Source organism: Micromonospora sp. NPDC049175 (assembly GCF_043197345.1).
Taxonomy (GTDB): Bacteria; Actinomycetota; Actinomycetes; order Mycobacteriales; family Micromonosporaceae; genus Micromonospora.
Window position 1 is genome coordinate 63,668 of record NZ_JBICSY010000004.1, and the last position, 16,137, is coordinate 79,804.

Genomic DNA, 16,137 nt, shown 5'->3' on the forward strand with positions numbered 1-16,137 from the left:
ATTCCTCTACGCAATGAATGCGTGGCCGCAAAAAGAGCCCCTGGTGATCGTTCTAGGCGAAAATCCGCCGCTGCGCCAGGGGGATGATCGGACGATTTTCGTCATCCCTCGTCTGGTCACCCGCTAGCCCTTCGGGTCGACTCTAGTCAATGATCTTCCGCGCCAGGCATTGAGTCCTATGCTCCTTCCATTGTGAAGTCCTGGGGGGGACCATGATCAATTTAGCCGATCGCGGCGTGTCCATCTTGTGTGGAGCGATGTGCGCGTCCTGAGATGGAAAATTCGACGCTGATCCATCGCTTCGGCGCTGCCACTACCGCCCGGCCCAACCATCCCGCCGTGCTCGGTGACACCGGCCCGCTCGACTACGCCGGCCTGGCCGGCCTGGCCGGCGGCCACGCCGAGCTGCTGGCCGGGGCCGGCGTTCAACCCGGCGACCGGGTCGGACTGTTGACCACACACGGCGCCGGCACCATCGCCGCGATGCTGGGCACCCTCGCCGCAGGCGCCGCCTACGTGCCGCTCGACCCGGGCTTCCCGGAGCAGCGACTGCGCCAGCTCGTCGACGGCGCCGACGTCACCGTGCTGCTCAGCGGGGGCGAGCACACCGAGCTGGCCCGCCGGCTCGCCACCGACCGGCCCGGCACACGGGTCGTCCCCGCCGTCGACGTGCGGCCGGCGCCGCTGCGGCCGGTGTCGGTGGACCCGGACGCCCTCGCGTACGTGCTGTTCACCTCCGGCTCCACCGGCCGGCCCAAGGCGGTCGGGCAGACCCACCGCAACCTGCTGCACGTGGTGGACAACCAGATCGCGACCCTCGACCTGCGTCCGGACGACCGGCTCAGCCTGCTCGCCTCGTTCAGCTTCGACGCGGCCATCCCCGATCTCTACCCGGCGTTGCTCACCGGCGCCGCCGTCGTCCCGGTCGACCTGCGCCGCCACGGGCTGGCGTACGCCGTCGAGCAACTGGCCCGGCACGGCGTCACCGTCTACCACTCCACCCCGACGGTCTTCCGGTACCTGCTGGACACTCCCGGCATCGACCGGCTCGACCGGGTCCGGGTGGTGCTGCTCGGTGGCGAACAGGCCAGCTACGCCGACGCCGCCCGCGCCCAGGGTCACTTCGCCCCGGGGTGCGTGCTCGTCAACGGCTACGGTGCCACCGAGATGACCTTCGCGGCCCGGTCCGCGTTGCCGCTGGCCGACGTCGACCGTACGGCCACCGGGCCGCTGCCGATCGGCACCGCCCTGCCCGGGTACGCGCTGCGGCTGACACCGGACGGCGAGATCGTGGTGCGCGGCCGGCACCTCGCCCCCGGTTACCTCGACCAGGTCAGCGACCGGTTCGCGCTGGACCCCGACGGGGTGCCGGCGTACCGCACCGGCGATCTCGGCGAGCTGCTGCCCACCGGCGAGCTGCGCTGCCTCGGCCGCCTCGACCGGCAGGTCAAGGTGCGCGGGTTCCGGGTCGAGCTGACCGAGATCGAGTCGGTGCTCGCCGCCGAGCCGAGCGTCGCCGAGGTGCGTGCCGTCGCCCGCGACGGCGAGCTGCTGGCGTACGTCCGGTCGACCGGGACACCGGTGGACCCGGCCGCGCTGCGGGCCGCCCTGGCCCGGCAACTACCCGAGTACGCACTGCCCCGCGCCGTCGTGCCGGTCGCCGAGTTTCCGCTGACCGTCAGCGGAAAGATCGACGAACGGGCGCTGCCGGCGCCGGCCCGGGCCGTGCTGGCCGAGGACCTGCCGGCCAACCCGACCGAGCGGATCGTGCACGACATCTGGTGCACCGTGCTCGGCCGGGACGCTGTCGGCCGCACCGACAGCTTCTTCGACGTCGGCGGGCAGTCCCTGCTGCTCGGCCAGGTGCAGCAGCGGCTGACCGAACGGTTCGGGGGCCGGCTGCCGCTGCTGCGGCTCTTCGACCATCCGACGGTCGCCGCCCAGGCTCGACTGGTCGACCCGCCGCCGTCCGCCGACCTGCCGGCCCCGCCCGTCGCGACCGCCTCGGCGTCCACCGCGTCGCCGTCCACCGGCGGTCCGTACTCCTCGTCGGTCGGTGTCCGCGAGTACACCGGCGAGGAGATCGCCGTGGTCGGTCTCGCCGGCCGGTTCCCGGGAGCGGCGGACGTGGCCACCTTCTGGTGGAACCTGTGCGCCGGCGTGGACGCCATCCACGACCACAGCGACGAGGAGTTGGCGGCGCTGGGCGTCGGCCCCGGGCTGCGCGCCGACCCCCGGCACGTGAAGGCCACCGGGCGGCTCGACAACATCGCCGACTTCGACGCGGAGTTCTTCTCCTTCGGCGACCACGAGGCCGCCCGTACCGACCCGCAGCACCGGCTGTTCCTGGAGACCGCGTGGGAGGCGCTGGAGGACGCCGGCCACGACCCGACCCGGTTCCCCGGCCTCGTCGGCGTGTACGGCGCCACCTCGGTCAACCGTTACTTCCTCTTCCACCTGATGGACAACCCGGCCGTGATCGGTGACGTCGATCCGGACGACTGGGAGGCCCGCCTGATCGGCCGGCAGCTCACCGACCACCTGCCCGGCCAGGTGGCGTACCGGCTGGGGTTGACCGGGCCGGCGGTGGCCGTGCAGAGCGCCTGCTCCAGCTCGCTGGTCGCGGTCTGCCTGGCCGCGCAGAGCCTGGCCGACTACCAGTGCGACATCGCTCTGGCCGGTGGCGTGAGCGTCACCTGGCCCCGGCACCGGCACACCCCCGGTGGCCTGGCCTCACCGGACGGTCGCTGCCGGGCCTTCGACGAGGCCGCCCAGGGCGCCGGCTTCGGCTCCGGCGTCGGGGTGGTGGCGCTGCGTCGGCTCGCCGACGCGCAGGCCGACGGGGACCGCGTCCTGGCGATCCTGCCCGGCTGGGCCGTCACCAACGACGGTGCCGACCGGGCCGGCTACGCCGTCCCCGGGCCGGCCGGGCAGGCCGCCGCGGTGGCCGGCGCGCTCGCCGCCGCCGAGGTCGCTCCGGGCGAGGTCCGTTTCATCGAGGCACACGGCAGCGGTACGCCGCTCGGGGACGCCATCGAGGTGGCCGCGCTGCACGAGGTGTACGAGGGCGCCGCCCCCGCCGAGACCTGCGCGCTCGGCTCGGTGAAGACCACCATCGGTCACCTCGACGCCGCGGCCGGCATCGCCGGGCTGATCAAGGCGGTGCTGGCCGTACAGCACGGGGTCATCCCGCCGAACCTGCACTTCACCCGTCCGCACCCGGAGATCGATCTGGCCGCCGGTCCGTTCTACGTACCGACGAAGGCGCGGGACTGGCCCGACGTGCCGCGCCGGGTGGCCGGGGTCAGCTCGTTCGGGCTGGGCGGCACCAACGCGCACGTCGTGGTGGAGCAACCACCCGCGGTCGAGCCGGTCGACACCGGGTCGGCCGGCGCGCACCTGCTGCCGGTGTCGGCGCGTACCCCCGCGGCTCTGCGGGCGGCCCTGACCCGGCTGCGGCGGCACCTGGCGGGCACCGCGCCCACGCTGGCCGAGGTCGCCGCGACGCTGGCGCTGGGCCGACGGGAGTTCGGCTGCCGGGCCGCGGTGGTCGCCACCACTCCGACCGACGCGGTCGCCGCGCTCGACGCGTTACTGGCCACGGACACCCGACTGGTCGGTCCGGCCGGCCCGCTGCGCGACCTGGCCGCCGGTTGGGTGACCGGCCGGTCCCTGGACTGGACGGCCCTGCACCCGGCCGACGGCGTCCGACGAACCTCGCTGCCCACCTACCCCTTTCAGCGGCAGCGGTACTGGATCGAACCTCCTCAGAAAGGTGTTCGGTGAACTGGTTCCCGTCCGCCGGCAGCCGCGATCCGGCACCGGTGCAATTGTTCTGCCTGCCCTATGCCGGCGCCGGAGCCGGCGCGTTCCGCACCTTTTCGGGCCGATTCGGTCCGGACGTCGAGGTGCTGCCGGTGCAGCTCCCCGGCCGGGAAAACCGGATCAGCGAGGACCCCCGGTTCCGGGTGGTCGACGTGGCGAGCGCCATCGCCGGGCGGGCCACCGGGCCCTACGCCATCTACGGCCACTCGATGGGCGGTCGGCTCGGCTTCGAGGTGGTCCGCGAGCTGCGCCGCGCCGGGCGTCCACTGCCGCTGCGGCTCTACGTCGGCGGCGCCCGCGCACCGCACGTCACCGCGCCCACCATCTTCGACGGGCTGTCCCAGGTGGACGACGACGAGCTGCTGCGCCGGCTGCGGACCGGCGGCGGCCTGCCCGCCGGTGTGCTGGAGCACCCCGAGCTGGTCGACCTGCTGCTGCCGCTGCTGCGCGCCGACTTCGAGCGGGTGGACAGCTACCGGTACCGGCCCGAGGAGCCGCTGCCGGTGCCGATCATCGCGTTCGCCGGCCGGCGCGACCTGGCGGTGACCCGGGAGCAGAGCGCGGCCTGGCGGGAGCACACCACCGGCGGCTTCACCCTGCACGAGCTGGACGGCGGGCACTTCTTCCTGCACGACGCGTTGCCCGAGCTGGCCGACGCGATCCGCGCCGACCTGACCGCGGCGCTCACCGCCGAACCGCCGGCCGCCGCGCCGAGGGCGGCCGCCGCCGCGCACCGGGTCCCACTGGGCGACACCGGCTGGTCGGTGTGGCGCGACGCCATCCTGCGCAGCACCGGCTTCCCGGCCGACGGGCTGACCCTGCTGTCCGCGCCGCACGCCGCCGCGGCGGCCGACGAGCTGCTGAGCACCGGCACCGGCACCGGCGCCGACGTCTTCGACAAGGAGTTCGCCGAGGCGCTGTCCACCGCCACCCGGCGGATCACCGAGCTGGCCGCCGACCCGCTGCTCCGCGAGGCGGTCACCTGGCAGAACCGGGGAGTGCTGCCCACCCTGGACGGGCTGGTCCGTGGTGGCCCCGACGCTGCCCGCAACACCCGTAGGCGCGAGCGCGAACGGGCCGTCCTCAGATACTGGCAGCGCTACTGCGGCAAGAACGAGACCGTCGGCTTCTTCGGCCCGAGCTGCTGGGTCACCCTCGACCCGGAGCTGCCGGTCGCCGCCGAGGTCCGGCCGGGCGCGGCGCTGACCCGTGACCGCTGGGTGTGGTTCGAGTCCTGGGCGCTGACCGTGTACGCGCAGCGGATCGCCGAGGACCTGGCCGTCCGCCGCTGGTGGGCACCCCAGCTCGCCCCGCACCTGAGCCTCGCCGGCCGGGAGGTGCGCCGGCCGGGTCGACCCCCGGTGCCCCTGTCGCCGGTCGAGGCGGCACTGCTCGGTGCCGCCGACGGCCACCGCCCCGCCCACGAGCTGGTCACCGACCCGGCCGTCGGTCTGCGTCGGCCGGAGGACGGGTACGCGCTGCTCGACCGGCTGGTGCAGCGGGACCTGGCCACCTGGGACGCCGCGCTGCCGGTGAGCCCGGCCGCCGAGGACGTGCTGCGGCAGCGGATCACGCAGGTCGGCGACGCCCCCGCGCGGGCCGTCGCCCAGGCCGGCTTCGATCGGCTGTGCGCCGCCCGGGACGCGGTCGCCGCCGCGGCCGGTGATCCGGACCGGCTGCACGCCGCGCTGAACGCGCTCGACGAGACGTTCACCGACCTGACCGGGCAGCCGGCGCAGCGCCGGGCCGGGCAGATGTACGCCGGTCGGACGCTCTGCTACGAGGACACCAGCCGTGACCTGGACGTGGTCTTCGGCGCACCGCTGCTGGACGGGATCGCCGCCCCGCTCGCCGTGCTGCTGCGGGCCGCCCGCTGGCTGACCGGCGCCTTGGAGGAGGCGTACGCGGTGGTGTTCCGGGAGCTGTACGACGAGCTGCGCGCCGAGGCCGGCGACGCCCCGGTGGCCCTGTCCGACCTGTGGTTCCTGGTCCAGGGCATGTTCTGGGGCAGCGGGCCGCGCCCGGTCGACGCGGTGGCGGGCGACTTCGCGGCCCGCTGGGCGGGGCTGTTCGGGCTGGCCGACCTGCCGCCGGGCAGCACCGATGTGCGGCTGGACGTGGCGGACCTGGCCGCCCGGGTCGACGAGGTCTTCCCCGTTCTCCGGCCAAGCTGGTCGAACTCCCGGCTGCACAGCCCCGACCTGCAGATCTGCGCGGCCGACGCCGACGCGCTGGCCCGCGGCGACTACACCGTGGTGCTCGGCGAGCTGCACGCCGCCTGGCCGTCGTTCGACTGTGCGGTGTTCGCGGCCGCACATCCGGACGTGGAGCGGCTGCGCGACGCGCTGGCGGCCGACCTCGGCCCGAACCGGATCCGGCTGCTCTATCCCACCGACTGGCCGCGCCGCACCAGCCGGGTCGCCGAGGCGCTGATCGGCCCCACCGACCAGCAGGTGGCCTTCGCGTCCGCGCCCAACGCCGACCCGGGCCGGGTGCTGCCCACGGTGGCGCTGACCGTGCGGGACGAGGACGGCCGACTGACCGTCGTGGCCCCCGACGGGCAGCGCTGGCTCCTGACCGAGGTCTGCGCCGGGCTGCTCAGCCTGCACGCCGTGGACGGGTTCAAGCTGGTCGCGGCCGCCCCGTACACCCCGAGGATCACGCTGGACCGGCTCGTGGTGGCCCGGCAGACCTGGCGGACCACCGTCGGCGCGTGCGACTTCGGCGAGGCGAAGGGTGAGCGGGCCCGCTTCCTGGCCGTACGGGACTGGCGCCGCCGGTTGGGCCTGCCCGAACAGGTGTACGTCAAGCTCGGCACCGAGACCAAGCCCTGCTTCGTCGACCTGAGCAGCCCCGTCTTCGCGGACATGTTCTGCGTGCTGGTCCGGGCGGCCCGGCGTGACGGCGGCGACGACACGACGGTGGTGGTCAGCGAGATGCTGCCCACCGAACAGGACGCCTGGGTGCCCGACGGGGCCGGTCGGCGCTACTTCAGTGAACTGCGACTGCACATCGTGGACACCGACGAGCCGGAACCGGTCCGATGAGTCACGTGCTGCCATTGGGCGGGACGGGCTGGTCGGTGTGGCGGGACGTGGTGCCGCGTACCGCCGACTCCTCCGCGACCGCCGGCCGGATCGCCGCCGACCCGCTGCTGCGCGAGGCGGTCACCTGTTACCGGCACCCGGCGACAACTGGGTGACCGACGCGCAGGGCCGCGGCTACGTCAGTGAGCTGCGCCTGCAGATGACCGATCCGAACAGCTATCCCGGGGGGAAACGGGTGACCGACCTATTGTCCAGCAACGCCGTACGGGGCAAGGCCCTGCCCTGGCCGGACGCGACGATCGCCGAGCTGGTGGTCGCGCAGGCCGCCCGTACGCCGGACGCGACGGCGGTGCGCCAGTGGGACGTCCGGCTCAGCTATGCCGAGCTGCTGTCCCAGGCCGCCGGGGTGGCTGCCGCGCTGCGCGCCCGCGGCGTCGGCCGGCAGAGTCGGGTGGGGGTGTGCGGCAGCCGCCGGCCGGAGCTGGTGGCGACCGTGCTGGGGGTGTTGCTGGCCGGCGGTTGCTACGTGCCGCTGGAGCCGGGCGGCCCGCGTCGGCGGCTTCGTGGGATCGCCGCCGACGCGGGCATCTCCCTGGTGGTCGGCGACGCCGCCGAGACCGAGTTCGGTGACGCGCCCGGCGTCGAGGCGGTCGGGTTGCCCGGCCCGGCCCCACTCGCGCCCTGCCCGGCCCGGCCCGGCGACCCGGCGTACGTGCTGTTCACCTCGGGCTCCACGGGTCGGCCCAAGGGTGTGCTCACCAGCCACCGCAACGTGGTGGAGTTCGTGACGGGCGTGGCCGCGCTCAGCGGCGCCGACGCCGGCGTACGCAGTCTCGGCCTGGCGTCGCTCGGGTTCGACGCGGCCACCATCGACCTGTTCGTGCCGCTGCTGCTCGGCGGGACGGTGCAGCTCCTCGGCACGGCGGATCGCGCCGACCCGGTCCGGCTGACCCGGTTCATCGTCGAGCACGAGGTCAACTGGGGTTTCATCACGCCCACCGTGCTGGCCATGTTGGACCCGGCCGAGCTGACCGGCTGGCGTACGATGCTCTGCGGCGCCGAGGCGGTACCGGCCGCGCTGGCCGCCCGCTGGGCGCCCGGCCGCCGCCTTCTCAACGCGTACGGCCCCACCGAGACGACGGTGATGGCGGCCAGCGGCCCGTTGAGCGCCACCGAGGTCGACCCGGTACCGATCGGCCGGCCGATGCCCAACCACCGGGCGTACGTGGTGGACGCGGTGCTGGACCCGGTGCCTGCGGGCGAGACCGGTGAGCTGCTGATCGGCGGGCCCGGGCTGGCCGACGGCTACCTGGGCCGGCCGGCGCTGACCGCCGAGCGGTTCGTTCCGGATCCGTTCTCCGGGCTGCCCGGCGAGCGGTTGTACCGCACCGGCGACCTGGTGCGGCAGGACCCGGACGGACGGATCGTCTTCCTGGGCCGGGCCGACCGGCAGGTGAAGATCCGTGGGCAGCGCATCGAGCTGGGCGAGGTCGAGGCGGTGCTCGCCGACCTGCCCGGGGTGACCGGGGTGGCCGTCGAGGCGGTGCCCGGTCCGGCCGGCACCGAGCTGGTCGCGTTCCTCACTCCGGCGGATGCCCCCGACGACGCGCGGCTGCGCGCGTACGCCGGCAGTCGGTTGACCACGGCGATGCTGCCGGCCCGGGTGCTGCGCAGCGCGGCCCTGCCGATCAGCCCGATCAGCGGCAAGCTGGACCGCCTCGCGCTGCGCGCGCTGGCCGCGGCCCGCACCGCCTCCTCCGCCGACGCCGTCGCTCCGGAGGTGCCCGGTGGTCCCCTCGCGGCGGCCGTGGCCGGCATCTGGACCCGGCTGCTCGGCGCGGCACCCGGGCCGGCGACCGACTTCCTCGCCGCCGGTGGCAACTCCATCGCGGCGATGCGCCTGGTCGCCGCGCTGCGCGCCGAGCTGGGCCGGCAGCTCGACGCCCGTGAGGTGTTCACCGAGCGCACCTTCGGCCGGCTCGCCGAGCGGGTGGCCGCCGCACCCGTCGGCGACGACCGGCTGAGCACCGGCAACCCGCCCACCCTCTCCCCACCGCAACGCCGGCTCTGGTTCGTCGACCAGCTCGCGCCGTCCAGCGCGCCGTACAACATCGCGGTGGCGCACCGGCTGCTCGGCCCGCTGGACATCGCGGCCCTCGGCGCGGCACTGCGGACCGTCGCCGAGCGGCACGACGTGCTGCGCTGGCGCATCCCGCAGACCGCCGGGGTGCCCTACGCGGTCTGCGCCGAGCCGACCGACGTGGCGGTGCCGGTGGTCGACCTGACCGGCAGCGCCGAGCCGAAGGCGGAGCTGGCCCAGATGCTCGCGGCCGGTGCCGCGCATCCGTTCGACCTGGCCACCGGGCCACCCTGGCAGGTGACCGTCTACCGGCTCGGCCCGGCCGAGCACGTGCTGGCCGTCACCTGGCACCACGCCGTCTTCGACGGCTGGTCGGAGCGGATCTGCTACGACGACCTCGCCGCCGGGTACGCCCAGGCGTTGGCCGGCACGGCGCCCACACTGCCGGCGCTGCCGGCCCGGTACGCCGACTACGCGGTGTGGCGGGCCGAGCGCGACCGGCTGCGGGGCGGGCCCGACCTGGCCTGGTGGACGGGGCACCTGGACGGCGTGCCGACCGTGCTGGACCTGCCCCGGGACCGGCCGCGGCCGGCGGTGCAGACGTACGCCGGGGCGGAGGCGGCGGTCCGGCTGCCCGCCGACACCGACCGCGCGGTCCGCGAGCTGGCCGAGCGTCGCGGCACCACGGTCGCCGCGGTGCTGCTGGCCGCCTTCGGTGAGCTGATCGCGCGGCTCACCGGTGGCGACGACCACGTGCTCGGGGCGATCGTCGCCGACCGGCGGTTGGCCGCCTTCGACGACGTCGTCGGCTTCTTCATCGACACGGTGCCGGTGCGGGTCCGCACCGGCGGGGTGAGCTTCGCCGAGCTGGTCGACCGCTGTGCCGGGGAGTTGCACGAGGTCACCGCCCACCCGGGGGCCCCACTGGAACGCATCGTCGAGGCGCTCGGCGTCGGCCGGGACACCGCCCGCGCACCGCTGGTGCAGGTGCTGTTCAACGTGCTCAACTTCGCGCCGCCCGCGCTGACGTTGACCGGGTTGGCCGCCGAGCCGGTGTCGGTGCCCAAGCCGGGCTCGCCGTTCGACATCACCGTCTACGTGGTGCAGCACGGCGGTCGTACGGGCGTCGAGGTGGTCTACAACCCGGACCTGTTCGACGCCGGACGCGTCGACGACCTGCTCGCCGACCTGGCCGAGCTGGTGGGCGCGCTGGCCGCGGCGGCGCACACGCCGGCCCGCGAGGTCGCCACCGCGCTGCCCCGACCCACCGTGCGGGTGCCGCAGCTCGGCGCGATGACGGTCGCCGGCGGTGACCCGGTCGGCCCCCCACCCGCGCTGATGCCTGTCGGCCCGGACGGGCTCACCGAGACCGAGGAGCTGATCGCCGGGATCTGGCGGGAGGTGCTCGAGCACGACCGGGTCGGGGTGACCGACAACTTCTTCGACATCGGCGGGCACTCGCTGGCGCTCGCCGCCGTGCACGCCCGGCTGACCGCCGCGACCGGCCGGTCCATCCGCATGCTCGACCTGTTCCGCCACCCCACCGTCCGAGCGCTCGCCGCCAGCCTCGACGGTGCCGCCGACCGGCCGGAGCTGGCCCGGGCCGCCCTGCGGGCCGCCGCACGCCGCGGCCGTACCCGTCGTACCCCACCTCGCCGCCCCGGCGGCTCCGCGTGACGAAGGACAGCCTGATGAGCAACCCGACCGCAGCCGACCAGTCCGACGACGTCACCGACTCACCCGACCACGGCATCGAACCGATCGCGATCGTCGGCCTGGCCGCGCGCCTGCCCGGCGCCGCCGACGTCCACGAGTTCTGGCGCAACCTGGTCGACGGCGTGGAGTCCACCACCGAGCTGACCCGGGAGGAGCAGCTCGCCCGGGGCGCGACACCCACGGAGGTCGACGACCCGGGCTGGGTCAACCGCGCCCCGCTTGTCGACGGCTACGACGAGTTCGACGCCACGCTGTTCGGGATGACCGCCCGGGAGGCGGAGCTGACCGACCCGCAGCACCGCCTGTTCCTGGAGTCCTGCCACACCGCGCTGGAGGACGCCGGCTACGACCCGGCCCGCTACGACGGCGCGATCGGCGTGTACGCGGGCACCGGCGGCAACACCTACCTGCACCGCTACGTGCTGCGTAACCAGCGGGTCGGCGGCAACCCACACGGCGCGGTCTCCATCGCCACCGGCAACTCGCCGAACTACGTGGCCACCAACGTGTCGTACCGGCTGGACCTGCGCGGGCCGAGCCTGACCGTGCACACCGCCTGCTCCACCTCGCTTGTCGCGTTCCACCTGGCCTGCGAGTCACTGCGCAACGGTGAGTGCGACATGGCGCTGGCCGGCGGTGTCAACATCGAGCTGCCGCACGTCGGCTACCTCGGCATGGAGGGCTTCACCTCGCCCGACGGCCGGTGCCGCCCGTTCGACGCCGCCGCCAACGGCACCGTGTGGGGCAGTGGCGTCGGGGTGACACTGCTCAAGCGGCTCTCCGACGCGATCGCCGACGGGGACCACATCCGTGCCGTGGTTCGGGGCAACGCCATCAACAACGACGGCGCCGGCAAGGTGGGCTTCACGGCGCCCAGCGTCGACGGGCAGGTGGCCGCGATCGCCCAGGCCGTCGACATGGCCGACATCGACCCGCGCACCATCAGCTACGTCGAGGCGCACGGCACCGGCACCGCGATGGGCGACCCGATCGAGGTCGCGGCGCTCTCCGCCGTCTACAGCCGGGACACCGACGAGCGGGGCTGGTGCGGCATCGGGTCGGTGAAGTCCAACATCGGCCACCTCAGCCAACCCTCGGGCATCGTCAGCGTGATCAAGACGGTGCTCGCCATGGAGCACGGGCTGATCCCACCGACGATCAACTACGAGACGCCGAACCCGGCGGTCGAGTTCGCCGACACCCCGTTCTACGTGGCGAACATCCTCACCAAGTGGGACACCGACGGCGGGCCGCGCCGGGCCGGGGTCAGCTCGTTCGGCATCGGCGGCACCAACGCGCACGTCGTGCTCGAGGAGGCGCCGGCGGCGTACCGCACCGACCGCCGGGTGCGCCCGGCGCATCTGCTCCAGGTCAGCGCTGCCACCCCGGGCGCCCTGGACGCCGCGGTGCAGCGCCTCGCCGCCCACCTGGACGGTGCCGCGGACGCCGGGCCCGCGTACCTCGCCGACGTCGCGCACACCCTGCGTGCCGGGCGCCGCCCGCACCCGCACCGCCGCGCGGTGGTCGCGTCGGATCTCCCCAGCGCCGTCACGGCCCTGCGCGCCCCGAAACGCGGAGCGCAACCACCGACCGGGCGCCCAGCCCCGAAAGTCGCCCTCCTGTTCTCCGGTCAGGGTTCCCAGTACGCCGGGATGGGCGCGCAGCTCCACGCCGAGCAGCCCCGCTTCGCCGCCGTCGTCGACGAGTGCGCCGAACTGCTCCTTCCCGACCTGGGCATCGACCTGCGTGACCTGATCCTCGGTCGGGATCCGACGGCGGGGGAGAAGCTCGCCGAGACCCGCTACACCCAGCCGGCGCTGTTCACCGTCGAGTACGCCCTGGCCGCGCTCTGGCAGGCCACCGGCGTACGCCCGGCCGCGATGATCGGCCACTCGATCGGTGAGTACGTCGCGGCCACCGTTGCCGGGGTGCTGAGCCTGCCGGACGCGCTGCGGGTGGTCGCCGCCCGGGGCCGGCTGATGCAGTCGCTGCCCACCGGGTCGATGCTCGCCGTCTCGCTGGACGAGTCGGCGGTCGCCGACGTGCTGCCCGAGGGGCTCTCGGTGGCCACGGTCAACGGGCCGGGGACCTGCGTGGTGGCCGGCGAGACCGCCGCCGTCGAGGCGTTCGCGGCGACGCTGACGGCAAAGTCCAAGATGCTGCGCACCTCGCACGCGTTCCACTCGCCGATGATGGAGCCGATCCTCGCCGAGTTCACCGCGCTGATGGGCACGGTGTCGCTGCGCCCGCCGACCGCGCCGTTCCTCTCCAACGTGACCGGCACCTGGATCACCGCCGAGCAGGCCACCGACCCGGCGTACTGGGCGGCGCACCTGCGCCAGCCGGTCCGCTTCGGCGACTGTGTGGCCACCCTGCTGGCGGCGGGCACCTGGCAGTTGGTCGAGTGCGGTCCCGGCCGGCAACTGGCCAGCCTGGCCCGGATGCAGGTCGCCAAGGCGGCGCCGGAGCAGCGACCGCTCATCCCGCTGGGCAGCCTGCCCGCCGCCGGGGAGACCACCGGCGACCTGGCCGCTCTGCTCGGTACCGCCGGCGCGCTCTGGTGCGCCGGGCTGCCCGTACGGTTCGACGTGGACCCGGCGGCGCGGCGGGTGCCGCTGCCCAGCTACCCGTTCGAGCGCCGCCGCTACTGGATCGACCCGGACCCGGAGCAGCAGGTCGCCGCCGCTGCGGTGGAGACCGGGCCGCGACCGCTGCCCGAGTGGTTCGCGGTGCCGGTCTGGCGGCAGGCCGCGCCGCTGCCGCCGACCGGGGCGCTGGGCCGCTGCCTGGTGCTGACCGCGGGCGCGCGCGGCGACGCCCTGGTCGCCGGCCTGCGGGCCGCCGGCGCCGACCCGGTCCCGGTACGCCCCGGCGACGCCTTCACCGCCGACGGCGGCTACCGGCTGCGCCCCGGGGTCCGCTCGGATCACGAGGCGCTTGTCGCCGCGCTCACCGCCGACGGTGGACTGCCGACCCGGCTGGTGCACGCCTTCACGCTGGACGGTGCGCCGACCGGCACCGACATCGCGGCCACCTGGGCGGCCCAGGAGCTGGGCTTCTTCAGCGCCCTGCACCTGGTGCAGGCGCTGGCCGGCGCCGGCCTGACCGGCGAGGACGGCGACGTCGTCCTGGATCTGGTCACCGCCGGCACCGGCGATGTGCGCGGCGACGACCTGCGCCGCCCGGAGCACGCCACCCTCGCCGGGCTGGCCCGGGTGCTCCCGGCCGAACTACCCGGGTTGGCCGTCCGGCTGGTCGACGCGGACCCGGCCGACGACGACGTCACCGCGCTGGTCGCCGAGCTGCGCCGTCCTCGGGAGCCGGAGGTCGCCCTCCGTGGGGGCCGGCGTTGGGTGGCCGACGTCGAGCAGGTGACGCTCGACGCCGAGGGGGAGCCGGGCGCGCTGCGCGACGGCGGCCGGTACCTGATCACCGGTGGGCTCGGCGGCATCGGCATCACCCTGGCCGAGGACTTCGCCACCCGCGCCCGCGCCAAGCTGGTGCTGCTGGCCCGCTCCGGGCTTCCGGAGCGTGAGCGGTGGGCGGACCACCTCGCCGTGCACGGCGACGACCGGGCCGGTCGGGCCATCGCGGCGATCCGCCGGATGGAAGCCGCCGGCGCCGAGGTGCTGGTGCTCGCCGCCGACGTCACCGACCCCGCCGACCTGCGCCGGGTCCGCGACGCCGCGCAGGCCGCGTACGGCGGCATCGACGGCATCGTGCACGCGGCCGGTCTGCCTGGCGGTGGAATGGTCGAGGTCAAGGAGCGGGCCGAGGCCGAGCGGGTGCTCGCTCCCAAGCTCGCCGGCACGCTCGCCCTGGCCCAGGTTTTCGGCGACCTGCCGCTGGACTTCGTGGTGCTCTGCTCGTCCATCACCGCGGTGGTCGGCGGCTTCGGGCAGGTCGACTACTGCGCCGCGAACGCGTTCCTGGACGCGCACGCCCGCTCGGGTGCCGGCTGGCGGGCTCCGGTGCTGTCGCAGAACTGGGGCGGCTGGGCCGAGGTGGGCATGGCGGTGGAGACCGCCGCGCCGGCCGGGTTCCGGGCCGCCGGCCGCGACACGGTGACCAGCACCGTCGACCACCCGGTGCTCACCACGAAGGTCAGCGGGCCGACGGAGACCGTGCTGCACGGCCTGGTCTCCGCCAGCACCCACTGGCTGCTCGACGAGCACCGGATCGCCGGCGTACCTGTCGTACCGGGCACCGCCCACCTGGAGTCGGTGCGGGCCGCGGTGGCCGCCGCGATGCCCGCGCCCGACGGGGACGCGGCGGTGGAGCTGCGCGACGTGGTCTTCCTGGAGCCGTTCGCGGTGCCCGACGGCACCATCGCCCAGTACCGGGTGGAGCTGACGCCGGCCGACGACGGCGGCACCGACTTCGCCGTCCGGAGCCTGGCCAGCGGTCTCCTGCGCACCCACGTGCGGGGTGGAGCCGGCTGGACCGACGAGCCCACCCCGCCGGCCCACCGCGTCGAACCCACCGGTCGGCGGGTGGACGACGACGCGTCCTTCGGCCGGGGCCGCACCAGCATGCTCACCTTCGGGCCGCGCTGGGCCGCCCTGACCGAGCACCATCTGGCCGACGACACCGAGCTGGCGGTGATCGAGGCCCCGGCCGCCGCGCTCGGTGACCTGCCCGCCTGGGGCCTGCACCCCGCGCTGCTGGACGTGGCGACCGCGTTCGGCCGGGGCCAGGGCAGCGGCGCCTACCTGCCGCTGTCCTACGGCCGGATCGTGGTGCGCGGGCCGCTGCCGGCCCGGTTCACCAGCGAGCTGCGACACCGGCCCGGTCACACCGACGAGGTGGTCACCGCCGACCTGTCACTGCGCGACCCGGACGGCCGGGAACTGGTTGCGATCAGCGACTTCGTGCTGCGCCGGGTCGACCAGGGGGCGGTCACCGGTGGCCTGACCGAGACGTCCACGGTCGATGCCCCGTCGTTGGCCTCGACCGAGGACATCCGGCCGGTGGACGGTGCGGAGGCGTTCCGCCGCAGCCTCACCGCCGGTCTCGGCGCCCAGGTCGTCATCGCCACCCGGACGGTGGCCGACATCCGGCATCGGGCCGGTCGGGTCACCGCCGACGACCTCGCCGGCGACGACACGGTCACCGGCTCGACCCGGTCCGGCCTCGGGGACGGCGGCGCCGCACCGGGCACCGAGCTGGAAAAGATCATCGCCCGGGTGTGGGAGGACGGGCTCGGGGTGGCCGAGGTCGGCGTCGACGACGACTTCTTCGCCCTGGGCGGCAATTCCCTGGTCGCGGTGCAGCTCATCGCGGCGATGCGCAGGGCGACCGGCGTGCGGCTGCCGATGCGCAGCCTCTTCGAGACCCCCACGGTGGCCGGGCTCGCCGCCCGGATCGAGGAACTGCGTGCCGCCAACACCGACGATCCGGCCGCCCCGGCGCCGACCTCCGCCATCCCGCGACTGCCCCGCGTGTAACGAGAATCAGGAGTAGACAGCA

General features: G+C 74.9%; 5 protein-coding genes. All 5 read left to right on the forward strand.

Annotated features, from left to right (window positions below; all coding sequences use genetic code 11):
* Positions 1-273: 273 nt before the first annotated feature.
* From ACGFH8_RS17525 to ACGFH8_RS17545, 5 genes are read left to right on the forward strand one after another with little or no spacing between them, the layout of a single operon-like run.
* Positions 274-3,786, forward strand: a complete 3,513-nt coding sequence (locus tag ACGFH8_RS17525; RefSeq protein WP_393368088.1) for an AMP-binding protein — start codon at positions 274-276, stop codon at positions 3,784-3,786.
* Positions 3,783-6,872 carry a thioesterase domain-containing protein gene (locus tag ACGFH8_RS17530; RefSeq protein ID WP_393368090.1) on the forward strand — a complete coding sequence of 1,030 codons (3,090 nt, stop codon included), beginning with the start codon at positions 3,783-3,785 and terminating at the stop codon, positions 6,870-6,872. Before ACGFH8_RS17525 ends, ACGFH8_RS17530 begins: the two co-directional genes overlap by 4 nt.
* Positions 6,869-7,027 carry a hypothetical protein gene (locus tag ACGFH8_RS17535; RefSeq protein WP_393368092.1) on the forward strand — a complete coding sequence of 53 codons (159 nt, stop codon included), beginning with the start codon at positions 6,869-6,871 and terminating at the stop codon, positions 7,025-7,027. Before ACGFH8_RS17530 ends, ACGFH8_RS17535 begins: the two co-directional genes overlap by 4 nt.
* Positions 7,024-10,629, forward strand: a complete 3,606-nt coding sequence (locus ACGFH8_RS17540; RefSeq protein ID WP_393368094.1) for an amino acid adenylation domain-containing protein — start codon at positions 7,024-7,026, stop codon at positions 10,627-10,629. Before ACGFH8_RS17535 ends, ACGFH8_RS17540 begins: the two co-directional genes overlap by 4 nt.
* A gap of 14 nt (positions 10,630-10,643) precedes the next feature.
* Entirely contained in the window at positions 10,644-16,115 is a 5,472-nt protein-coding gene (locus ACGFH8_RS17545) for an SDR family NAD(P)-dependent oxidoreductase (protein ID WP_393368096.1), read from the forward strand.
* The last annotated feature ends 22 nt before the right edge of the window (positions 16,116-16,137 follow it).

Excerpts from the sequence above, each read along its gene's own strand:
- ACGFH8_RS17525 (WP_393368088.1), top strand. The coding sequence starts at position 274 with ATGGAAAATTCGACGCTGATCCATCGCTTCGGCGCTGCCACTACCGCC.
- ACGFH8_RS17535 (WP_393368092.1), top strand. The coding sequence starts at position 6,869 with ATGAGTCACGTGCTGCCATTGGGCGGGACGGGCTGGTCGGTGTGGCGG.
- ACGFH8_RS17545 (WP_393368096.1), top strand. The coding sequence starts at position 10,644 with ATGAGCAACCCGACCGCAGCCGACCAGTCCGACGACGTCACCGACTCA.